Here is a 22,028-nt window from a genome sequence, read left to right as displayed (position 1 = left end):
GGCGTCGTCGCCGTGCACGGGGTCAGCCGGCCGCCATCTCCCACACCAGCAGCTCCGCGTCCGTCAGGGCCACCGTCTCGACGTCCCTGGCCGACGTGATGCGGGCCGCGTCGCCCGGTCCCAACTGCTGCCCCTCCAGCCGTACCTCGCCCCGCACCACATGGACGTACGCATACGCCGCGTCCGGTACCGCCGTCCGCTCCCCCGTCGTCAGGCGGCGGACGTGGAGCATGGCGCCGGCCTCCGGGACGGCGTACGGGGTGGAGTCGGCGATGCCGTGGACGAGTTCGTAGCAGGGGGTGCCGCCGGGCTCCAGGGGGGCCAGCCAGGTCTGGACGAAGGTCAGGGGGGTCGGGCCGGCGTTGCGTTCCACGTGGTGGACGCCGCCCGCCGAGCTCAGGCGCTGTACGTCGCCGGGGCGTACCACCGTCTCGTGGCCCGTGGAGTCGCGGTGGGTCAGTTCGCCCTCGACGACCCAGGTGACGATCTCGGTGTGGCTGTGCCGGTGCTCGTCGAAACCGGCGCCGGGGGCCAGGTGTTCCTCGTTGCAGGCGATCATCGCGCCGAAGCCGAGGTTGTCCGGGTCGTAGTGCGGGCCGAAGGAGAAGGCGTGCCGTGAGGTGATTCCGGCGGCCGGCTCGCCGCCCTCGTAGCGCTCTGCCGCGCGCCGTACTTCCGTCGTCACACGGACCACCGTAGTCCCCGGCCGCGAGGGGCCCTGGCAGCCCAGCGCCGACCCGGCGACACGCACGCACGTCCGGATGAGGCAGTCTTGTCCCCGTGCCCGAACCCGAATCCCGCCAGGCCGAAGCCTCAGCCCACTCCCCCCATCCGCACGCCGCGACCCTGAAGAGACTGGAGAAGTCCTCCGGGTCGCTGGCCGCGCAGGCGATCGCGCGGATGGACGAGACGCTGCCGTGGTACCGGGCGATGCCCCCGGAGAACCGTTCCTGGATCGGTCTGGTCGCCCAGGCGGGCATCGCCGCCTTCACCGAGTGGTTCCGGCACCCGGACGCGCCCCAGGCGATCTCCACCGATGTGTTCGGGACCGCGCCGCGCGAGCTGACGCGGGCGATCACGCTGCGGCAGACCGTGGAGATGGTGCGCACCACGATCGAGGTCATGGAGTCGGCCATCGACGAGGTGGCGGCGCCGGGCGACGAGTCCGTGCTCCGCGAGGCGCTGCTCGTCTACGCCCGTGAGATCGCCTTCGCCACCGCCCAGGTCTACGCCCAGGCCGCCGAGGCACGCGGTGCCTGGGACGCCCGGCTGGAGTCCCTGGTCGTCAACGCGGTGCTCAGCGGGGAGGCCGACGAGGGGGCCGTGTCGCGGGCCGCCGCCCTGGGCTGGAACTCCCCCGAACACGTGTGCGTGGTGCTCGGTACCGCGCCCGACGGCGACTCCGAGCTGACCGTGGAGGCCATCCGGCGGGCCGCCCGGCACGCCAAGCTCCAGGTGCTCACCGGGGTTCTCGGGGACCGGCTGGTCGTGATCGCCGGCGGCAGCGACAACCCGCTGGCGGTGGCCAAGTCGCTGATCGGACCCTATGCCCCGGGTCCCGTCGTCGCCGGGCCCGTGGTGCCCGATCTGCTCGCCGCGACCCGGTCCGCACAGGCCGCCGCGGCCGGGCTGAAGGCCTGCTCGGCCTGGCAGGACGCGCCGCGGCCGGTGCTTGCGGACGATCTGCTGCCGGAGCGCGCCATCGCCGGAGACCCGGGCGCGCGGGAGCAGTTGGTAGAGGAGATCTACAGACCGCTGGAGGAGGCGGGCTCCGCGCTGCTCGAAACGCTCAGCGTCTATCTGGAGCAGGCGAGCAGTCTGGAAGGCGCGGCCAGAATGCTCTTCGTTCACCCGAACACCGTGCGCTACCGGCTCCGACGTGTGACTGACGTCACCGGTTGGTCACCCTCCGATGTACGATCCGCGTTCACCCTGCGGATCGCACTGATCCTGGGGCGTCTGGCCGACGGAGATCCCCAGGCCTAGGCTTTTGTCGGGGGCCCACAAAACCCCTTCCCGTTCTTCGTCCCTGTCCCCACGGGCGGTCGCGGCCGTCCCCAAGAGAGAGTGTGAGAGTGCTCGTACTCGTCGCTCCCGGCCAAGGCGCCCAGACGCCCGGCTTCCTGACTCCCTGGCTCGAACTGCCCGGCGCCGCCGACCGTGTGGCCGCCTGGTCCGACGCCATCGGCCTGGACCTCGTCCACTACGGCACGCAGGCCGACGCGGACGCGATCCGCGACACCGCGGTGGCCCAGCCGCTGCTGGTCGCCGCCGGGCTGCTGTCGGCCGCGGCACTGGGTGACACCGGTGCGGACGTGGTCGCGGGTCACAGCGTCGGCGAGATCACCGCCGCCGCGTTCGCGGGCGTCCTGGACGACACCGCCGCCCTGACCCTGGTCCGCCGGCGCGGCCTGGCCATGGCCGAGGCCGCCGCGATCACCGAGACGGGCATGTCGGCGCTCCTCGGAGGCGACCCGGACGTGTCCACGGCGCACCTGGGCAAGCTGGGCCTGACCCCGGCGAACGTCAACGGGGCCGGTCAGATCGTGGCCGCCGGGACCATGGAGCAGCTCGCCGCGCTGAACGAGGACATGCCGGAGGGCGTGCGCAAGGTCGTCCCGCTGAAGGTGGCCGGCGCCTTCCACACGTACCACATGGCGCCCGCGGTCGAGAAGCTGGCGGAGGCGGCCAGGTCGCTCTCGCCCGCCGACCCGAAGGTCACCTACGTCTCCAACAAGGACGGCCGGGTCGTCCACAGCGGCGACGAGGTCGTCGAGCGGCTGGTCGGGCAGGTCGCCAACCCGGTCCGCTGGGACCTGTGCATGGAGACCTTCAAGGAGCTGGGCGCCACCGCCCTGGTCGAGGTGTGCCCCGGCGGCACCCTGACCGGTCTGGCCCGGCGCGCGCTGCCCGGCGTCAAGACGCTGGCGCTGAAGACCCCCGACGACCTCGACGCGGCCCGCGCGCTCATCGCCGAGCACGCGAGCGCCTGACGCCTTAAGGAGCCGACGAGCATGTCGAAGATCAAGCCCAGCAAGGGTGCCCCGTACGCGCGCATCCTCGGTGTGGGCGGCTACCGGCCCACACGGGTGGTGCCCAACGAGGTGATCCTCGAGAGGATCGACTCGTCCGACGAGTGGATCCGCTCGCGCTCGGGCATCGAGACCCGGCACTGGGCGTCGCCCGAGGAGACCGTCGCGGCGATGTCGATCGAGGCCTCCGGCAAGGCGATCGCGGACGCCGGGATCGACGCCTCTCAGATCGGCGCCGTGGTCGTCTCGACGGTCTCGCACTTCAGCCAGACCCCGGCCATCGCCACCGAGATCGCGGACCGGCTCGGCACGGACAAGGCGGCCGCCTTCGACATCTCGGCGGGCTGCGCCGGCTTCGGCTACGGCCTCACCCTGGCCAAGGGCCTGGTCGTCGAGGGCTCGGCGGAGTACGTGCTGGTCATCGGCGTGGAGCGGCTCTCCGACCTGACCGACCTGGAAGACCGGGCCACGGCCTTCCTGTTCGGCGACGGCGCCGGCGCGGTCGTGGTCGGCCCCTCGCAGGAGCCCGCGATCGGCCCGACCGTGTGGGGCTCGGAGGGCGACAAGGCCGAGACGATCAAGCAGACCGTGCCGTGGGACCGTTTCCGGATCGGCGACGTCTCCCAGCTGCCCGTCGACAGCGAGGGCAACGTCAAGTTCCCCGCGATCACGCAGGAAGGCCAGGCGGTGTTCCGCTGGGCCGTGTTCGAGATGGCGAAGGTCGCCCAGCAGGCGCTGGACGCGGCCGGGATCGCCCCGGACGACCTGGACGTCTTCATCCCGCACCAGGCCAACGTGCGGATCATCGACTCGATGGTGAAGACGCTCAAGCTGCCGGAGCACGTCACGGTCGCCCGTGACATCCGCACCACCGGCAACACCTCGGCCGCCTCGATCCCGCTCGCGATGGAGCGGCTCCTGGCGACCGGCGAGGCGAAGAGCGGCGACACCGCGCTCGTCATCGGCTTCGGGGCGGGTCTCGTGTACGCCGCGACGGTCGTTACCCTCCCCTAGGCACTCCGTGCCGGATCATGCTTCCGGTGCGGGACCGCACACCCCTGCCGCTGACGCGGTGGGCGCCACACCCTCTGGAAATCTACGAAGGAGCGCCGACATGGCCGCCACTCAGGAAGAGATCGTCGCCGGTCTCGCGGAGATCGTGAACGAGATCGCCGGGATCCCGGTCGAGGACGTCCAGCTGGACAAGTCCTTCACCGACGACCTGGACGTCGACTCGCTGTCCATGGTCGAGGTCGTCGTCGCCGCCGAAGAGCGCTTCGACGTCAAGATCCCCGACGAGGACGTCAAGAACCTCAAGACGGTCGGCGACGCGACCGACTACATCCTCAAGCACCAGGGCTGATCGACCGATCACAGCCTTGGGCTGACTGCCCCGCCACCCGGCGGTGGCGCCGTACGAATCCTCGTTCCGTTGGAGAAAGAATTCCCGTGAGCTCGACCAATCGCACCGTGGTCGTCACCGGTATCGGCGCAACCACACCGCTGGGTGGCGACGTAGCTTCCACCTGGGACGGCCTGGTCGCCGGCAAGTCCGGTGTCAAGCCCCTGACCCAGGAGTGGGCCGCCGACCAGGCCGTCCGCATCGCGGCTCCGGTGGCCGTGGAGCCGACCGAGGTCATCCCGCGGCCGCAGGCGCGCCGGCTGGACCGCTCCGCGCAGTTCGCGCTGATCGCGGCTCAGGAGGCCTGGAAGGACGCCGGTTTCACCGGCAAGGCCGGTGAGGACGGGTCCATCGACCCGGACCGGCTCGGCACGGTCGTCGCCTCCGGCATCGGCGGTGTCACCACCCTGCTGGACCAGTACGACGTGCTGAAGGAGAAGGGCGTACGCCGCGTCTCCCCGCACACCGTCCCCATGCTGATGCCGAACGGCCCCTCGGCCAACGTGGGCCTGCTCGTGGGCGCCCGCGCGGGCGTGCACACGCCGGTCTCCGCGTGTGCCTCGGGTGCCGAGGCCATCGGCTACGCCATCGAGATGATCCGCACCGGCCGGGCCGACGTCGTCGTCGCCGGAGGCACGGAGGCGGCCATCCACCCGCTGCCCATCGCCGCGTTCGGCAACATGATGGCGATGTCGAAGAACAACGAGAACCCCGAGGGCGCCTCCCGCCCCTACGACGTCGACCGGGACGGCTTCGTCCTCGGCGAGGGCGCGGGTGTGCTCGTCCTGGAGTCCGCCGAGCACGCCGCCAAGCGCGGTGCCCGCGTCTACGCGGAGGCGGTCGGCCAGGGCATCTCCGCCGACTCCCACGACATCGTCCAGCCGGAGCCGGAGGGCCGGGGCATCTCGCACGCCCTGCAGCACCTGCTCGAGAACACCGGCCTGGACCCGGCCGAGATCGTGCACGTCAACGCGCACGCCACCTCGACGCCGGCGGGTGACATCGCCGAGCTGAAGGCGCTGCGCAAGGTCTTCGGCGACCACGCCGACCACATGGCGGTCTCCGCGACCAAGTCGATGACCGGCCACCTGCTCGGTGGCGCGGGCGGCGTGGAGTCGGTGGCCACGGTGCTGGCGCTGTACCACCGGGTGGCTCCGCCGACCGTCAACGTCGACAACATCGACCCCGAGGCCGAGGCGAACGCGGACGTGGTCCGCGGCGAGGCGCGCAAGCTGCCCGCCGAGGGCCGTATCGCCGCGCTGAACGACTCGTTCGGCTTCGGCGGGCACAACGTCGTGCTGGCGTTCCGGTCGGTCTGAGACCCCGGCAGCGGATGTCCGAAGGGCCCCCACCGATCGGTGGGGGCCCTTCGGTTCTTCGGGCGGTCGTCTCCCGAAGCGGATCCGGAAGCGGTCGGCCCCCGAAACGCGGCGGTCAGACCACCTGATGCAGCCAGCGCACGGGGGCGCCTTCACCCGCGTAGCGGAACGGCTCCAGCTCGTCGTCCCAGGGCTTGCCCAGGAGCTTGGCGAGTTCGGCCTCCAGGTCCGTCTCGCCGCGCTGGGAGCGCAGCAGGGCGGCGCGCAGCCGGTCCTCGGGGATGAGGATGTCGCCGTGGATGCCGGTGACGGCGTGGAAGATGCCGAGGTCGGGGGTGCAGCTGTAGCGCTCGCCCTCCGCGGTGGGGCAGGGCTCGGCGGTGACCTCGAAGCGCAGCAGCTGCCAGCCGCGCAGCGCGGAGGCGAGCTTGGACGCGGTGCCGGGCTGGCCCTGCCAGGAGAACTCCGAGCGCCAGGTGCCGGGTGAGGCGGGCTGCCGGATCCAGTCCAGGCTGACGCGCGTGCCGAGCACCCCGGCGACGGCCCACTCGACGTGCGGGCACAGCGCGCGCGGCGCGGAGTGCACGTACAGAACTCCACGTGTCGTCACCGGGACCTCCGGGCAGAGCGGGACATGGTGCGGGCGGGCGGACAGCGGCGGCCTGTGAGGCCACGTGATGGCGAGGCTACCGTGAGACGGGGCAAGGAGTGTGACGTACCGTCGGTCCCAGTGCCAGGAAACGCCCTCCATTCACCCAGGGGGACGCTTGTACGGGTGCGCGCCGCCCACTCGAGTGGGGGCGGGAACCCTCGCGCGTTCTCATGGAGGGGAGCACTTCACGACGACCGAGGGGATCACCAGGGCATGCGGAAACGACGTCACCGTACCCGGGCCGCTCACGCCGTCGTGGCGGCGGCCGTACTGACCACTGCGGGCTGCAACGCCGCCGGTCTCGGAGCCGGGGCCGGGGCCTCCCGCCCGTCCGCGGCACCACCCGACTGGAACACCAGCCCGGACTCGGTCGCCGCGGTCGGCGACTCCATCACCCGCGGCTTCGACTCGTGCATGGTGCTGACGGACTGCCCGGAGGCGTCCTGGGCGACGGGCAGCGACGCGTCGGTCAACAGCCTGGCGGTGCGGCTGCTCGGACTGACCGGGGCGGCCAAGCGGAGCTGGAACTTCGCGGTGACCGGGTCCCGGATGTCCGATCTGCACAGCCAGATGGCCCAGGCCGTGAAGAAGAAGCCGCAGCTCGTGACGGTGATGGCCGGAGCCAACGACGCCTGCCGGGACTCCCTGGATGCAATGACTCCGGTGGCGGTCTTCCGGGCCGAGTTCGAGTCCGCGATGGACACACTGCGTCAGGCCCTGCCCAAGACACAGGTGTACGTCTCCAGCGTGCCGGACCTGAAGCGGCTGTGGTCCGAGGGCCGTACGAACGCGCTGGGCAAGCAGATCTGGAAGCTCGGCATCTGCCCGTCCATGCTGGGCGACGCCGACTCGCTGGACGCGGCGGCCACCAAGCGGCGCGACACCGTGCAGGCCCGGGTGCGGGCGTACAACGAGGTGCTGAAGGAGGTCTGCGCGAAGGACCGCCGCTGCCGCTTCGACAACAACGCCGTCTTCGACTACCGCTTCGGCACCGACCAGCTGAGCCGCTGGGACTGGTTCCACCCGAGCCGCGACGGCCAGGCCCGGCTCGCCGAGATCGCCTACCGGACCGTCACCGCGAAGACCCCCTGACGACGTCCTCGAACAGCCCTTGCAGAGCCCCTGAAGGCCCCCTGACGACAGGACTTAGGGTTTCCCCATGAGCGAACTCTTCGGCACGCTGGCCGACGGCACCGAGGTGCACCGCTGGACGCTGGAGCGGGCCGGGGTGCGGGTACGGGTGCTGTCGTACGGCGGGATCGTGCAGTCGGTCGAGGTGCCGGACCGCGACGGGCGCACCGCGGACGTGGTGCTGGGCTTCCCCGGCCTGGACGGCTACCTGGCCCATCCCGAGCCGTTCCTCGGCGCGCTGATCGGGCGGTACGCCAACCGGATCGCCGGGGGCCGCTTCCCGCTGGACGGGCGGACGTACGCGCTGGAGCAGAACGAGGGCGGCAACTCACTGCACGGCGGGGACGGCGGCTTCGACAAGCGGATGTGGGAGATCGAGCCGGTCGAGCACGGGGTGCGGCTCAGCCGGGTCGGGCCGCACGGCGAGGAGGGCTTCCCGGGCCGCCTGGAGGTCGCGGTGACGTACACCCTGGACGAGGCGGGCGCCCTGCACCTCGCCTACACGGCGGTCACGGACGCGCCGACCGTCGTCAACCTCACCAGCCACTCGTACTGGAACCTCGGCGGCTCCGGCGACGCGGGCGGCCACGAACTGCGGCTCGCCGCCTCCCGGTACACGCCGGTGGACGCGGATCTGATCCCGACCGGCGCCCTCGACGAGGTGGCGGGCACCCGCTTCGACTTCCGCCGGCCGCGCAAGGTGGGCTCCGGCTACGACCACAACCTGGTCCTCGACAAGGGCGTCACCGACGAACCGGTGGAGGTCGCCGAGCTGTACGATCCGGCGTCCGGCCGGGTGCTGACGGTGGCGACGACCGAGCCGGGCCTCCAGCTCTACACCGGCGACCATCTCCCCGCCCCCTTCGCTCCCGGCGACGGGATCGCCCTGGAGACCCAGCACTTCCCGGACTCCCCCAACCGCCCCGGCTTCCCGAGCACCGAGCTCAGGCCGGGCGAGGTCTTCCGCTCGCGGACGGTGTACGGCTTCTCGGCGCGCTGAGCGCGCCGGCCCCGGCCCAGGGGTCAGGTCCCGGGCCGGGGCTTCCGGTGGGCGGACTCGGCCCGCACCAGACGGTAACCGCCGCGCGGAGAAGGGGGCCGGTCATCGGCCCCCGGGCCTCGATCTCGTACGAACCCTTCACAAACACCGGCGGCTTCGCGGGCCGTGCCGCGGCCCCCGCGTCAGGCGGGTGCCGGCGACTCGGACGGAGACGGCGTCCGCGGTACCGGGGTGAGCGCGTCGTCGGTCTGCTCGTCCAGCAGCTCACGGGCGAGCAGGGTGGCGCCCGCGACCGCGCCCGGCATGAGGAACACCGCCACGAACGGCACCAGGAAGACCAGGCCGAGCGGGGCGCCGAAGCCCCAGACCAGCGGCTTGCGGGAGCGCAGGAGGGCCAGCCGGTCACCGAGTCCGACGCCCCGGCGCTGGAGGGCGACGGCGGTGAGCTCCTCGGTCAGGAAGAAGCCGGTGACGAACACGCCGACCACCGGCACGACCGTCTGTCCGACGAACGGCAGGAGGCCCAGCGCGAAGAGCAGCACGCCCCACAGCGCGGCCCGCACGACGATCCGCAGGCTGTCACGGGCCGAGATCCACAGCTCGCGCCAGAACGGCAGAGCGGACTCGGGCGCCGTGCCGTCGGGCGACACGTCCCGGTCCACCTGCTCGGACAGGCTCTCGTAGAAGGGCTGGCCGATCAGGAGCGTGACCGCGGTGAAGGTGACCACGGCGAGGAGCAGCCCCAGGGCGAACAGCACGGCGGTGAGCAGGCAGCGGAAGACACCGGCCCAGGGGCCCGGCCAGCCGTCGGCGAAGGGGGTGGCCCAGGTGACCGCGTCGTCGCCCCACAGCGCGAGCGCGGTGAGCGCCGCCGCGTACAGCACGAGGGTGATCAGACCGGGGAGCAGTCCGAAGCGGTACGACTGCCCGTGCCGGGTCATCCAGCGCTGGCCTTTGAGGAGATGGGCGAAACCGGCCCCGAGGTCACGCATGGGAAAACTGTATGCGGCACCGGCACCCGCTCATCCTCCGGGTGCGCGCCCGTTGAGTCGAACGGCGGGGCGGCGCCGTACCGATCGGTGGGGCCCACTGTGTCGCCGGCCACCAACGGTCAGTTGAGGAGAGCGGATGACCCAGGAGATCCACGGCACCGTCGCCGACGGCTACGAACCGGTGCGGGAGGAGTTCGCCGCCTTCGTGGCGGATCAAGGTACGGATTACGAAGGGCAGTTGTGCGCGTACGTCCACGGGCGGCGGGTGGTCGACCTGTGGGCGGGACCGGACGGCGCCGACGCGTTGTACGGGGTGTACTCGTCGACCAAGGGCGCCGCGCACCTCGTGGTCGCGCTGCTCGTGCAGGACGGCACCCTGGAGCTGGACCGCAAAGTGACGTACTACTGGCCGGAGTTCGCGGCCGAGGGCAAGGGCGGGCTGACCCTGCGGGACGTGCTCGCGCACCGGGCGGGCCTGGTCGGCGCCGACGGCGGCTTCACGCCCGCCGAGCTGGCCGACGACCGGGCGATCGCCGAACGCCTCGCCGACCAGCGGCCGTTCTGGCGTCCCGGCACCGCGTTCGGCTACCACGCCCTGGTGATCGGCGCGCTCACCGGCGAGATCGTGCGCCGCGCCACCGGCCGTACGATCCAGGAGCTGCACGAGGAGCGCGTCCGCGCCCCCTACGGCCTGGACTTCTTCCTGGGCCTGCCCGGCAGCCAGGAGCCCCGTTTCCGCTCCACGCAGCCGATGTCCCCGACCCCCGGGCAGCAGGCGCTGCTGGACGCGCGGACCGGCGGGCCGCACACGCTGGCGTCGATCGCGTTCAACCGCCAGGGCGCCTTCCCGACCGACCTCCAGACGCTCCCGAACGACCGGCTGATCCGCGCCCAGGGCCCCGCCTCGGTCGGCGGTGTCGCCTCCGCGCGCGGCCTCGCCGGCCTGTACGCGGCGGCGATCAGCGAGGTCGACGGCAAGGCTCCGCTGCTGAAGCCGGACACGGTGGCGGAGTTCGGCCAGTTCCACTCCGTCGGCTACGACCTGGTGGCCCGGGGCCACAAGTCGTACGGCCTGGGGTTCCAGGCCACCGCCGACACCTGGCACCCGTTCCTGGGCGCGGGCTCGTTCGGCCACAGCGGCGCCGCCGGCTCCCAGGGCTTCGCCGACCCGGCGAGCGGCCTGGCCTACGGCTACACCCGCCGCCGCTTCGCCTTCCCGGGCGGCGCGGCCCCGGAGAACGACCGCCTGGCGGGGGCGGTGCACAGGGCCGCGCCGGCAGGTTGAGCGTCGAGGGGCGGGAGCCGGGCTCGGGCACCGGCGGGTGGGCAGGCGCCGGCCGCGAGGGAGCCGAAGGGCGCGCCGGCGCCGAGGGCACGCGCGGAGGCGCGAGGCGCTGAGGCACGACGCGCGGAGGCGCGAGGCGCTGAGCACGAACGTGCCCCCGGCACCGGCTGGAAGCGCCCGCGGGCGACCGAGCCGTGAAGCTCAGCCCAGGGTCACCGTGATGTTGCCGCGGGTCGCCTTCGAGTAGGGGCAGACCTGGTGGGCCTTCTCCACCAGGCTCTTCGCCGTGGCGGCGTCGACGTTCGGGATGTCCGCCGAGATCTCCACGATGATCCCGAACCCGTCCTCGTTCTTGCCGATGCCGACCTTCGCGGTGACGGTGGAGCCGGAGATGTCGGCGCCCTCCTGGCGGGCGACGACGCCGAGGGCGCCCTGGAAGCAGGCGCTGTAGCCGGCGGCGAAGAGCTGCTCCGGGTTGGTGCCGGCGCCGCTGCCGCCCATCTCCTTGGGCGGGTTGACGACGACGTCGAGCTTGCCGTCGTCGGTGGCGACCCGGCCGTCGCGGCCGTTCTCGGCGGTGGCGACGGCGGTGTACAGAACGTCGGAGTGCTGGATGGGCATGGGATTGCGTTCCTTCCTGCGTCCGCCGCGACTCGCGCCCACGATCGCACCTGGCGGTTTCGGGTTCCGGAAAGAACTTACCGCATACCGAAACCGCAGGGAACGGCCGCCGGACGGGGTCACAGCTTGACGATCATCTTTCCGGTGTTGTCCCCGCGCAGCAGGCCGAGGAAGGCCTCCAGGGTGTTCTCGATGCCCTCGACGACGGTCTCGCGGTACTTCAGCTCGCCCGAACGCACCCAGGCGCCGACCTCCCGCACGAACTCGGGCTGGAGGTCGGAGTGGTCGCCGACGAGGAAGCCCTCGATGCGGCCGCGGGTCTGGATCAGCCGGGCGAGGTTCCTCGGTCCCGGGGCGGGCTCGGTGTTGTTGTACCCCGAGATCATGCCGCAGATCGCGATGCGGCCGCCCAGGTTGAGGGAGCCGATGGCGGCTTCGAGGTGCTCGCCGCCGACATTGTCGAAGTAGACGTCGACGCCGTCCGGGGCGGCGGCCCTCAACTGCTCGGCCACCGGGCCGTTCCTGTAGTTGAAGGCGGCGTCGAAGCCGTACTCCTCGGTGAGCAGCCGGACCTTGTCGTCGGAGCCCGCGGAGCCGATCACCCGGGAGGCGCCCTTGAGCCTGGCGATCTGCCCGACCTGGCCGCCGACCGCGCCGGCCGCGCCGGAGACGAAGACGGCGTCGCCCTCCTTGAAGGAGGCGATGCGCAGCAGTCCGGCGTAGGCGGTCAGCCCCGTCATGCCCAGCACACCGAGGTACGCCGACAGGGGCGCGGCAGCGGGGTCGACCTTGACGGCGCTGCGGCCGTTGACGGCGGCGTACTCGCGCCAGCCGCCGAAGTGCAGGACGTGGTCGCCGACGGCGGTCCCCTCGGCCTTCGAGGCGACGACCTCGCCAACGGCACCGCCCTGCATCGGCCTGCCCAGTTCGTACGGCGCGGCGTACGACCTGGCCGCGTTCATTCTTCCCCGCATATAAGGGTCGACGGAGAGGTACTCGTTGCGCACGAGGACCTGACCCTCGCCCGGCTGCGGGACCTCGGCCTCGACCAGAGCGAAGTCCTCGGGCTTCGGCCGGCCGACCGGGCGGCTGAGCAGGTGCCATTCTCGGTTGATCACGGCAGGCGCCTTTCGTTTATTTCAGTTCCTGAAACAACCATGCGCCTAAATATTTCATGAAGTCAAGTAAGCCGGTACGCTGGACGCATGGCCGCTGCACCGAACACCCGCCGACCCGACGCGCTGACCCTGGAGGTCGTGGAGCTGATCGGGGACGTCGTGGCCCGGTTCTACGAGGACTACGAGGAGGCCGCCGGGGAGCACGCGCTGACGGGGGCGCAGGCGCGGCTGCTGAGCCTGCTGTCGCTGGAGCCGCTGCCGATGCGGAGGCTGGCGCGGAAGCTGAAGTGCGAGCCGTCGAACGTCACCGGGATCGTGGACCGGCTGGAGACGCGGGGGCTGGTGGAGCGTCGGCCGGATCCGGGCGACCGGCGCGTGAAGCTGGCGGCTGCGACGGAGGAGGGGCGGCGGGTGGCCCGGGAACTGCGGGAGGGGCTGCGCTTCGCCCGGGAGCCGCTGGCGGGCCTCTCCGAGGGGGAGCGGCTGGCGCTGCGGGACCTGCTGCGGCGGATGTCGGACCAGGGGGAGCCCGACTGACGGGCTCGGCCGGCCGCGGCCGCCGTCACGGGGCCACGCGGCCCGGCACCGTCAGGGCCGCGGCCCGGGCCCGCGCGTCAGCGGGAGCCGGCGCCCCTGTTCGGCGACGGTCCGGCCCGGGCCCGCAGGCCTGCGCGTCGCGCCCCAGTGCTGGGGCCGGAAAGGTTTGCCGGGAAGCTCGCGGCGTCCGGTGCTGGGGGCACCGCCCACGCCCTTCAGGCAGTGGGGGAGCATCGCAAGGCGGAGCATCGCCCGCGTACTGGATGTACTCGGGTGATGCGACAACGCGGCGAGGTGCCGTGCCGGGCGTCGCGACAGGGCGGACGTTGCCTGTCGGGGCACTAGGTGCACCACCACAGGAAGCGGTCGCAGGTGTGGCGCGTCGGGGTGGGTGTCGGGTCCGGCTGAGGGGGCGGCGGGGCGGGGTCGCTCGCCGGGGGATCCGCCGGCTGGGGTGCCTCCGGAGTCGCGGGATCCGGTGCGCCCGGCCGGTCCGCGCTCCCGCCCGTATCGTTCTGCGCCGTCGCCTCGGCCGGCTGCCGGGGGCTGGTCGTGTCACTCGCGTCCGGTTTCGGTTTCCCGTCCTCCGCGGAGGCGGAGGGCGAGGCCGACTTCGAGGCGTCCGGCGTGGACGTGCCCGTGGCGCTCCCCGGCGCGCCGTCGGCCGGCCCGGCCGACTCGCCGGCGCCCGAGGGGGACGCGTCGTCCTCTCCCACGTCGTCGCCGACCGCGGCCGGCTCCTGGCTGGAGAAGCCCGGCAGGCCCGGCGCGTCGACGCCGAGTTCGGCGAAGCTCAGACCGCCGCCCGCCAGGACGAAGCCGACGGTTATCAACAGGACCCGGCGGCGGCGCCTGCGGTGGGCCGCGGCCTTGCGGTCCCGCCGGCTCGCACCCCGGCCCCCCGGGTCCTCGGCGTCGTCCTCGACGTCCTCGACGTCCTCGACGTGCCGATCGTCCGCCTCGCCGTCGTCCCCGGCCACGGCCGCTCCGCCCCGGCCACGGCCGCGTGAGCGGCGCCGCCCCGCCCGCCCCTCGGGCTCGGCAGGGTCGTCGTCCTCGTCGTCCCCAGCGCGCTCGGCGCGCCCCTCGTCGGGATGGACCTCGCCGCTCTCCTGCGGGACTTGGGAAGCAGGCGGCTTCGCGCTCGCCCCCGGGTCGTCCGCGTACGCGGGAAGCGTCTCCACTGGGTTGCCGCACCCCGGGCAGGCGAGGGCGCCGTTGAGGTGCCGTCGGCACGGGTGGCAGTAGTTCATGACGCGGGAAGAGTAAGTTCCGGATGGCCGCGGTTCCTAGGCACCCCTGTGAAGGTTCTGTGCGGGATCGAAAAAGTGACCGACAGGCTCGCCGAAACCGTTATCTGTCGGACCCATTGACACCCTCGCCACCCCCTCCCTACTGTCGCGCCAGCATTTCGAACGACTGACGAAATCTCGAACAATGACAGCGATGTCGAGCAGCTGAGGGGCGGGCGCCGTGCGCATCACCGGAATCAGCACCCATGTGGTCGGGACGCCGTGGCGCAACCTGACCTACGTCCAGGTGCACACCGACGAGGGCGTCACGGGGGTCGGCGAGACCCGGATGCTGGGCCACACCGACGCTCTGATCGGCTACTTGAGGGAGGCCGAGGCCAACCACATCCTCGGCTCGGACCCGTTCGCCGCCGAGGACCTCGTCCGCCGGATGAAGTACGGCGACTTCGGCCGCGCGGGTGAGATCGTGATGTCCGGCATCGCGGTCGTCGAGATGGCCTGCTGGGACATCAAGGGCAAGGCGCTCGGCGTCCCCGTGTGGCAGCTGCTCGGCGGCAAGGTCACCGACCGGGTGAAGGCGTACGCCAACGGCTGGTACACCACCGAGCGCACCCCGGAGGCGTACCACAAGGCCGCGCAGGGGGTCGTGGAGCGCGGTTACCGGGCGCTCAAGATCGACCCTTTCGGCACCGGGCACTTCGAACTCGACCACGAGGGGACCCTGTACGCCGTCTCGCTCATCGAGGCCGTACGGGACGCCATCGGCCCGGACGCGGAGCTGATGCTGGAGATGCACGGCCGCTTCTCCCCCGCCACCGCCGTCCGGCTGGCCAGGGAGATGGCACCCTTCGCCCCGGCCTGGCTGGAGGAGCCGGTGCCGCCGGAGAACCTGAAGGCGCTGCGGAAGGTCGCCGCCAAGGTCGACATCCCGGTCGCCACCGGCGAGCGCATCCACGACCGGATCGAGTTCCGCGAGCTCTTCGACGACCAGTCCGCCGACATCATCCAGCCGGACGTCGGCCACATCGGCGGCATCTGGGAGACCCGGAAGCTGGCCGCGACCGCCGAGACGCACTACATGCTCGTCGCCCCGCACAACGTCGGCGGGTCCGTGCTCACCGCCGCCTCGCTCCAAGTGGGCTTCACCACACCGAACTTCAAGATCCTGGAGCACTTCAACGACTTCGCGGACGCGGAGATCAAGAAGGTGGTCAGGGGCGCGCCCCGGGTGGACCCGGAGGACGGCTGCTTCCACCTCTCCGACGCGCCCGGGCTCGGCGTCGAGCTGGATGTCGACGCGGCGGCCGAATTCCCCCAGCAGCAGGCCCGGTTCGACCTGTGGGCCGAGGGCTGGGAGCAGCGCAGGCCGAAGGGGACGAAGTGAGCACCGAGGTCGTCGTCGAGGCCCCGGGCACGCACCGGATCGCCGGACACACACCGCGCGACCCGGGTCCGGGCGAGGCGCTGGTCGCCGTGCACGCCGTGGGGATCTGCGGCAGCGACCGCGAGGTGTACCAGGGCAACCGGCCCGAGGGGTACGTCCGTTACCCGCTGACGCCGGGCCACGAGTGGTCCGGGACGGTCCGGGGGGTGGGCGCCGGGGTGCCCGGCGGTCTCGTGGGCCGCAAGGTGGTCGGCGAGGGTTTCCGCAACTGCCAGGTGTGCGACCGCTGCCACGCGGGCGAGACGACGCTGTGCACGGCGGGGTACGAGGAGACCGGCTTCACCCGGCCCGGCGCGATGGCCACCACGCTGACGCTGCCGGCCCGGCTGCTGCACGTGCTGCCCGAGGACGCCGACCTCACCGCCGCCGCGCTGCTGGAGCCGGCCGCCTGTGTCGCGGCCGCCGCGCTGAAGGCGGACGCCCGGCCGGGCGAGCGGGTCGCCGTGGTCGGCACCGGCACGCTCGGGATGTTCGCCGCGCAGTTCCTCAAGGCCGTCTCCCCGGCCGAGCTGCTGGTCGTCGGCACGCGCGACGACCGTGCGGCCCTGGCCCGGCGGTTCGGCGCCACCGGCTTCTCCACCAAGGACGGGCTGCTGCCCGGCGGCTTCGACGTGGTGATCGAGACGGCCGGGTCGGCGGACGCGGCGCGTACCGCCACCGCGCTGCTCAGACGCGGTGGGCGGCTGGTCCTGACGGGCATCCCGGCACCGGGCGCCGAGGGGCTGGACCCGACCGACCTGGTCGTACGGCAGTTGGAGGTGCACACCGTCTTCGGGGCGCCGCCGCACGCGTGGGCGCACACGGTGCGGATGTTCGCGGCCGGGCTGCTCGATCCGCTCCCGCTCGTCACCCACGAGCTCCCGCTCACCGAGTTCTCGCGCGCCGTCGACCTGGTGGGGGCGGGCGATCCGAAGGTGGGCAAGGTGCTGCTCCGCCCGTGACCCGTGTGCCGCCCACGGCGTGATCCGAGGACGCCGCGAGCGGCACCCCGGGCCCGGCTCACCGCCGGTCCCGTGCACGGCCCCTCACACCCGGTGCCACGAACCTTGTCCGAGATACCGAACACGAAGGACAGCCTGTGACCGACGCTTCCGCCACGGCCGCCCGCAGGCCCGGTGAGCAGGAGCTCACCGCACTGGGCCTGGGCGCCCCCGCCCTCGACCCCGCCGACGCCTCGCCCCACGCCTTCCCGGACGGCGGCCGCTGGCGCACCGAGATCCCCTCGTGCGAGGGCCCGGAGGCGCTGGCGGTGGTCCTCGACGAGGCCGCACGGCTCGATGTGCCGGTCCACCGGATCAGCCAGGGCAGCGGCGTGTGGATGCTGACCGACGCCGAGATCACCGAGATGGTCGACGCCAGTACCGCACACGACGTCGAACTGTGCCTGTTCACCGGCCCGCGCGGCACCTGGGACACCGGCGGCTCGGTGCGCTCCGACTCGCGCGGGGCGGGGCTGCGCGCCCGGGGCCACGACGCGGTCGCCGGGTGCGTCGAAGACGCCGTACGGGCCACGGAGCTGGGCGTGCGCTGTCTGCTGGTGGCCGACGAGGGGGTGCTGTGGACGCTGCACCGGGCCCGTACGACGGGCCTGATCGCGGCCGACACCACCCTGAAGGTGTCCGCGCTGATCGGCCCGGTGAACCCGGCGTCGTACGCCGTCTTCGAGCGGCTGGGCGCCGACTCCGTGAACGTGCCCAGCGATCTGACGCTCGACCACCTCACCGAGATCCGGCGGGTGTCGGGCGCCCCCATGGACATGTACATCGAGGCGCCCGATGATCTCGGCGGCTATGTGCGAATGTACGAGGTCGCCGAGCTGATCCGGCGCGGCGCGCCGCTCTATCTGAAGTTCGGCCTGTCCAAGGCGCCCGGCATCTACCCGTACGGACACCACCTGCGGGAGCTCACCCTGGCCACCGCCCGGGAACGGGTGCGGCGCGGCCGGCTCGCCCTGGACCTGCTCGCCCGCCACGGCGCCGCCGGTGACATGGCACCGCTCGGCTCCCGGCTGCCGGGCCCGCTCCACCGCTTCCCCACCGGCGCCTGACGGACGCCGCGAGCACCTCCCCACGCCCCACACCGACCAGACGGACAAGGACTGATCACCATGCGCAACCGCAGAGCCGCCCTCGCCGCCACGGCCGCAGCCGCGTCCCTCGCCCTGACCCTCTCCGCCTGCGGGCAGAACAGCGAGGGCGGCAGCAAGGAGAAGTCGGGCAGCACCAAGGGCGCCACCATCGGCATCGCGATGCCGACGAAGTCCTCCGAGCGGTGGATCTCCGACGGCGACAACGTCGTCAAGGACCTCCAGGCCAAGGGCTACCGGACCAAGCTGGTCTTCGGCGAGGACAACCCCGACACCCAGGTCTCCCAGATCGAGAACCTGATCACCCAGGGCGTCAAGGGCCTGATCGTCGCCGCCATCGACAACAAGTCGCTGAACAACGTGCTCCAGGAAGCGGCGGACGCGGGCATCCCGGTCATCGCCTACGACCGGCTGATCCTCGGCACGGAGCACGTCGACTACTACGCCTCCTTCGACAACGAGAAGGTCGGCCGGCTCCAGGCCGGCTACATCGTCGACAAGCTCGGCCTGAAGGACGGCAAGGGCCCGTTCAACATCGAGCTGTTCGCCGGCTCCAACGACGACAACAACACCAAGTACTTCTTCAACGGCGCGATGAGCGTCCTGAAGCCGTACCTGGACAGCGGCAAGCTGAAGGTGAGGTCCGGCCAGACGCAGCTCACCAAGGTCACCACCCTGCGCTGGGACGGCGCGACCGCGCAGCGGCGCATGGACGACATCCTCACCTCCTCCTACAAGAGCGGCCGGGTCGACGCGGTGCTCTCGCCCTACGACGGCATATCCATCGGCATCCTCTCGGCGCTGAAATCGGACGGCTACGGCTCGGGGAGCAAGCCGCTGCCCGTCGTCACCGGTCAGGACGCCGAGCTGGCCTCGGTGAAGTCGATCATCGCGGGCGAGCAGACGCAGACCGTCTACAAGGACACCCGCAAGCTCGCCGAGGTGGCCTCGGCGATGGTCGACGACTCGCTGAAGGGCAAGAAGCCTGAGGTCAACGACACCAAGACCTACGACAACGGCTCGAAGGTGGTGCCCGCCTACCTGCTGCAACCGGTGAGCGTCGACAAGAGCAACTACGAGGAGGTCCTGGTCAAGGGCGGCTACTACACCGACGCCGAGCTGAACAAGTAGCCGGGGAAGCGACCGCCGCATCCACCGACCCCAACCGACTGGAAGGCACGACCATGGCGGGACCCGTCCTGGAAATGCGCTCGATCGGCAAGACCTTTCCCGGTGTCAAGGCGCTGTCGGACGTCACGCTGACGGTTCGCCGGGGCGAGGTGCACGCCATCTGCGGGGAGAACGGCGCCGGCAAGTCCACCCTGATGAAGGTGCTCTCCGGCGTCCATCCGCACGGGAGTTACGAGGGCGAGATCCTCTTCGAGCAGGAGGTCTGCCGCTTCAAGGACATCCGGGCCAGCGAGCGGCGCGGCATCGTCATCATCCATCAGGAGCTGGCGCTGGTGCCGTACCTGTCCATCGCGGAGAACATCTTCCTCGGCAACGAACACGCCACGCGCGGGTTCATCAACTGGAACGACACCCTCCGGCACGCCACCGCACTGCTGCGCCGCGTCGGCCTCGACGAGCACCCCGAGACCCGGGTCGCCGACATCGGTGTCGGCAAGCAGCAGCTCGTGGAGATCGCCAAGGCGCTGTCGAAGTCCGTGAAGCTGCTCATCCTGGACGAGCCGACGGCGGCCCTGAACGACGAGGACAGCGGCAAACTCCTGCGCCTGATCCTTGAGTTGAAGGACCAGGGCATCACCTCGATCATCATCTCCCACAAGCTCAACGAGATTCGCCAGGTCGCCGACTCGGTGACGATCCTGCGCGACGGCCGCACCATCGAGACCCTGGACGTGAAGGCGGCCGGCACCACCGAGGAGCGGATCATCGCCGGCATGGTCGGCCGCGACCTCGACCACCGCTTCCCCGAACGCACCCCGCACCCGACCCGGGAAGACGCGGCCCCGGCCCTGGAGATCCGGGGCTGGACCGTGTTCCACCCGCTCGACCGGCAGCGCCGGGTCGTCGACGACGTGTCGGTCCGGGTGCGGCGCGGCGAGATCGTCGGCATCGCGGGCCTGATGGGCGCCGGCCGCACCGAGCTGGCGATGAGTGTCTTCGGCCGCACCTACGGCCGGTACGCGGCCGGCACGGTCCTCAAGGACGGCCGGGAGATCCGCACCAGGACCGTCGCGGAGGCGGTCGGGCACGGCATCGCCTACGTCACCGAGGACCGCAAACACTACGGCCTGAACCTCATGGACACCGTCCACCGGAACATCTCGCTGACCGCGCTGCGCAAGGTGGCCCGGCGGGGCGTGGTGGACGAGCACGAGGAACGGCAGGTCGCCGAGGAATTCCGCACGTCCATGAACATCAAGGCGCCGACCGTCTTCGAGCCGGTGGGCAGACTGTCCGGCGGCAACCAGCAGAAGGTCGTCCTCAGCAAGTGGATCTTCGCCGGTCCGGACGTGCTGATCCTCGACGAGCCCACGCGTGGCATCGACGTGGGCGCCAAGTACGAGATCTACACGGTCATCAACCAGTTGGCCGCCCAGGGCAAGGCGGTCGTCTTCATCTCCTCCGAACTGCCGGAACTGCTGGGCATGTGCGACCGCATCTACACGATGGCCGCGGGGCGGCTGACCGGTGAGGTGCCGCGGGCGGAGGCCACCCAGGAAGTGCTGATGCGCCACATGACGAAGAACACGAAGGACGAAGAGGTGACGGGATGAGCACGGACGTGACCGCGCAGACTCCGGCCCCCGCGCCACCGGAGCGCGGCGCGGCGGCCACCGGCCGCGGTCTGCTCGGGCTGGTGCTGAACGGCCTGCGCCGCAACATGCGGCAGTACGGCATGCTGATCGCGCTCGGGCTGATCGTCGTCCTGTTCGAGATCTGGACCGGAGGGGACCTGCTGCTGCCGCGCAACGTCTCCAACCTGGTGCTCCAGAACAGCTACATCCTGATCCTGGCCATCGGCATGATGATGGTGATCATCGCGGGCCACATCGACCTGTCGGTCGGCTCGCTGACCGCGTTCGTCGGGGCGGTGGCGGCGGCCCTGACGGTCAGCCACCAGGTGCCGTGGCCGGCGGCGGTGGGCCTGTGCCTGCTGGTGGGGGCGGCCGCGGGCTCGCTGCAGGGATTCATGATCGCCTATCTGGGCATACCGTCGTTCATCGTCACCCTCGCCGGGATGCTGCTCTTCCGCGGACTGACGGAGATCCTGCTCAAGGGCCAGACCCTCGGCCCGTTCCCGGGCGGGCTGCAGAAGATGGGCAACGGCTTCCTGCCCGAAGTCGGGCCGAGCACCAACTACCACAACCTCACCCTGCTCCTCGGCCTCGTCCTGATCGCCTCCGTGGTGTGGCAGGAGGTGCGCGACCGGCGCCGGCAGCAGGAGTTCTCCCTCGACGTGCTGCCCGCGCGGCTGTTCGCGCTCAAGCTCGTCGCCCTCGTCGCCGCCGTCCTGGTCGTCACGCTGCTGCTCGCCAGCTACAAGGGCGCGCCGATCGTGCTGATCGTCCTCGGCGTGCTGGTGGTCGGCTACGGCTATGTGATGCGCAACGCCGTCTTCGGCCGCCACATCTACGCCATCGGTGGCAACCTGCCCGCCGCGAAGCTGTCCGGCGTCAAGGACAGGAGGGTCACCTTCCAGGTGTTCCTGAACATGGGCGTGCTCGCGGCCCTGGCGGGACTGGTGGTGGCCGCCCGCCTGAACGCGGCCTCTCCGAAGGCCGGCGTGAACTACGAACTGGAGGCCATCGCCTCGTCGTTCATCGGTGGCGCGTCCATGAGCGGCGGGGTCGGAACCGTGCTCGGCGCGATCATCGGCGGGCTCGTCCTCGGCGTGCTGAACAACGGCATGAACCTGCTCAGCGTCGGCACCGACTGGCAGCAGGTCATCAAGGGGCTGGCGCTGCTGGCGGCGGTCGGGTTCGACGTGTGGAACAAGCGCAGGTCCGGTTCCTAGACCGACTCGCGCCGCACCCGCGCGGGGCCGCGGTTACCCGGAAATCACACTTCCCACACATGACTTGAACAGCGCCGCCTCCGTCTCCGTATCCATGAGTGGCCCGCGCTCCCCCCGCGCGGGCCACCCCAGAACGACGGACCCGGCCGCCCCCACCGGGCCCGCCCCATA

At 71.6% G+C, this 22,028-nt stretch carries 21 protein-coding genes; 15 read left to right on the top strand and 6 right to left on the bottom strand.

Annotated features, from left to right (window positions below):
• Positions 1 to 22: 22 nt before the first annotated feature.
• Positions 23 to 685 carry a pirin family protein gene (locus ACF09J_RS00265; RefSeq protein WP_392303124.1) on the bottom strand — a complete coding sequence of 221 codons (663 nt, stop codon included), beginning with the start codon at positions 683 to 685 and terminating at the stop codon, positions 23 to 25.
• Between the two features lie 95 nt (positions 686 to 780).
• Here ACF09J_RS00265 and fasR point away from each other — a divergent pair, with 95 nt between their 5' ends.
• From fasR to fabF, 5 genes are all read left to right on the top strand, one after another.
• Positions 781 to 1,986, top strand: coding sequence for a fatty acid biosynthesis transcriptional regulator FasR (gene fasR, locus ACF09J_RS00260; protein ID WP_392303123.1), 1,206 nt, complete (start codon positions 781 to 783; stop codon positions 1,984 to 1,986).
• Positions 1,987 to 2,075: 89 nt separating this feature from the next.
• A complete protein-coding gene (locus ACF09J_RS00255; RefSeq protein WP_392303122.1) occupies positions 2,076 to 2,993 on the top strand; it encodes an ACP S-malonyltransferase in 918 nt (305 codons plus the stop codon).
• Between the two features lie 21 nt (positions 2,994 to 3,014).
• Positions 3,015 to 4,046 carry a ketoacyl-ACP synthase III gene (locus tag ACF09J_RS00250; protein ID WP_392303121.1) on the top strand — a complete coding sequence of 344 codons (1,032 nt, stop codon included), beginning with the start codon at positions 3,015 to 3,017 and terminating at the stop codon, positions 4,044 to 4,046.
• A 100-nt stretch (positions 4,047 to 4,146) separates the two neighbouring features.
• Positions 4,147 to 4,395: an acyl carrier protein gene (locus ACF09J_RS00245; protein WP_003989952.1), complete on the top strand. Its 249-nt coding sequence runs from the start codon at positions 4,147 to 4,149 to the stop codon at positions 4,393 to 4,395.
• 86 nt (positions 4,396 to 4,481) lie between these two features.
• Positions 4,482 to 5,753 carry a beta-ketoacyl-ACP synthase II gene (fabF, locus tag ACF09J_RS00240; RefSeq protein WP_392303120.1) on the top strand — a complete coding sequence of 424 codons (1,272 nt, stop codon included), beginning with the start codon at positions 4,482 to 4,484 and terminating at the stop codon, positions 5,751 to 5,753.
• A 115-nt stretch (positions 5,754 to 5,868) separates the two neighbouring features.
• Here fabF and ACF09J_RS00235 read toward each other — a convergent pair whose 3' ends face one another.
• A complete protein-coding gene (locus ACF09J_RS00235) occupies positions 5,869 to 6,363 on the bottom strand; it encodes a DUF3145 domain-containing protein (RefSeq protein WP_326802325.1) in 495 nt (164 codons plus the stop codon).
• 255 nt (positions 6,364 to 6,618) lie between these two features.
• Here ACF09J_RS00235 and ACF09J_RS00230 point away from each other — a divergent pair, with 255 nt between their 5' ends.
• Entirely contained in the window at positions 6,619 to 7,497 is an 879-nt protein-coding gene (locus ACF09J_RS00230) for an SGNH/GDSL hydrolase family protein (protein ID WP_392303119.1), read from the top strand.
• Between the two features lie 67 nt (positions 7,498 to 7,564).
• Positions 7,565 to 8,536, top strand: coding sequence for an aldose epimerase family protein (locus ACF09J_RS00225; RefSeq protein WP_392303118.1), 972 nt, complete (start codon positions 7,565 to 7,567; stop codon positions 8,534 to 8,536).
• A gap of 182 nt (positions 8,537 to 8,718) precedes the next feature.
• Here ACF09J_RS00225 and ACF09J_RS00220 read toward each other — a convergent pair whose 3' ends face one another.
• Positions 8,719 to 9,528 (bottom strand): EI24 domain-containing protein, encoded by an 810-nt coding sequence (locus ACF09J_RS00220; RefSeq protein WP_392303117.1) that lies wholly within the window; start codon positions 9,526 to 9,528, stop codon positions 8,719 to 8,721.
• Between the two features lie 136 nt (positions 9,529 to 9,664).
• Here ACF09J_RS00220 and ACF09J_RS00215 point away from each other — a divergent pair, with 136 nt between their 5' ends.
• Positions 9,665 to 10,813 carry a serine hydrolase domain-containing protein gene (locus tag ACF09J_RS00215; RefSeq protein WP_392303116.1) on the top strand — a complete coding sequence of 383 codons (1,149 nt, stop codon included), beginning with the start codon at positions 9,665 to 9,667 and terminating at the stop codon, positions 10,811 to 10,813.
• Positions 10,814 to 11,014: 201 nt separating this feature from the next.
• Here the strand turns inward: ACF09J_RS00215 and ACF09J_RS00210 are convergent, their stop codons facing one another.
• Positions 11,015 to 11,434, bottom strand: a complete 420-nt coding sequence (locus ACF09J_RS00210) for an organic hydroperoxide resistance protein (RefSeq protein ID WP_392303115.1) — start codon at positions 11,432 to 11,434, stop codon at positions 11,015 to 11,017.
• A 119-nt stretch (positions 11,435 to 11,553) separates the two neighbouring features.
• Positions 11,554 to 12,552: an NADP-dependent oxidoreductase gene (locus tag ACF09J_RS00205; protein ID WP_392303114.1), complete on the bottom strand. Its 999-nt coding sequence runs from the start codon at positions 12,550 to 12,552 to the stop codon at positions 11,554 to 11,556.
• An 87-nt stretch (positions 12,553 to 12,639) separates the two neighbouring features.
• Here ACF09J_RS00205 and ACF09J_RS00200 point away from each other — a divergent pair, with 87 nt between their 5' ends.
• A complete protein-coding gene (locus ACF09J_RS00200) occupies positions 12,640 to 13,089 on the top strand; it encodes a MarR family winged helix-turn-helix transcriptional regulator (RefSeq protein ID WP_392303113.1) in 450 nt (149 codons plus the stop codon).
• 341 nt (positions 13,090 to 13,430) lie between these two features.
• Here the strand turns inward: ACF09J_RS00200 and ACF09J_RS00195 are convergent, their stop codons facing one another.
• A complete protein-coding gene (locus ACF09J_RS00195) occupies positions 13,431 to 14,342 on the bottom strand; it encodes a hypothetical protein (RefSeq protein WP_392303112.1) in 912 nt (303 codons plus the stop codon).
• 220 nt (positions 14,343 to 14,562) lie between these two features.
• On the opposite strand from ACF09J_RS00195, the gene ACF09J_RS00190 reads away from it, so the two are divergent.
• The 6 genes from ACF09J_RS00190 to mmsB all read left to right on the top strand — a co-directional run bounded on the left by ACF09J_RS00190 (position 14,563) and on the right by mmsB (position 21,857).
• Positions 14,563 to 15,726 (top strand): mandelate racemase/muconate lactonizing enzyme family protein, encoded by a 1,164-nt coding sequence (locus ACF09J_RS00190; RefSeq protein ID WP_392303111.1) that lies wholly within the window; start codon positions 14,563 to 14,565, stop codon positions 15,724 to 15,726.
• On the top strand, positions 15,723 to 16,727 hold the full coding sequence (locus ACF09J_RS00185; protein ID WP_392303110.1) for a zinc-binding dehydrogenase: 1,005 nt from the start codon (positions 15,723 to 15,725) through the stop codon (positions 16,725 to 16,727). Before ACF09J_RS00190 ends, ACF09J_RS00185 begins: the two co-directional genes overlap by 4 nt.
• Before the next feature lie 137 nt (positions 16,728 to 16,864).
• Positions 16,865 to 17,833, top strand: coding sequence for a hypothetical protein (locus ACF09J_RS00180; protein ID WP_392303109.1), 969 nt, complete (start codon positions 16,865 to 16,867; stop codon positions 17,831 to 17,833).
• A gap of 60 nt (positions 17,834 to 17,893) precedes the next feature.
• The gene (gene chvE / locus ACF09J_RS00175; protein WP_392303108.1) at positions 17,894 to 19,003 is read left to right on the top strand and encodes a multiple monosaccharide ABC transporter substrate-binding protein; all 1,110 of its coding nucleotides are present in this window, start codon (positions 17,894 to 17,896) and stop codon (positions 19,001 to 19,003) included.
• A gap of 53 nt (positions 19,004 to 19,056) precedes the next feature.
• Complete coding sequence (gene mmsA / locus ACF09J_RS00170; protein WP_392303107.1) at positions 19,057 to 20,616, top strand: multiple monosaccharide ABC transporter ATP-binding protein; 1,560 nt, start codon at positions 19,057 to 19,059, stop codon at positions 20,614 to 20,616.
• A complete protein-coding gene (gene mmsB / locus ACF09J_RS00165) occupies positions 20,613 to 21,857 on the top strand; it encodes a multiple monosaccharide ABC transporter permease (protein WP_392303106.1) in 1,245 nt (414 codons plus the stop codon). The genes mmsA and mmsB overlap by 4 nt, the downstream gene beginning before the upstream one ends.
• Positions 21,858 to 22,028: the final 171 nt, after the last annotated feature.

This window comes from Streptomyces sp. NPDC014889, assembly GCF_043081205.1.
Taxonomy (GTDB): Bacteria; Actinomycetota; Actinomycetes; order Streptomycetales; family Streptomycetaceae; genus Streptomyces.
This window is presented reverse-complemented; position numbering and strand designations above follow the sequence as displayed.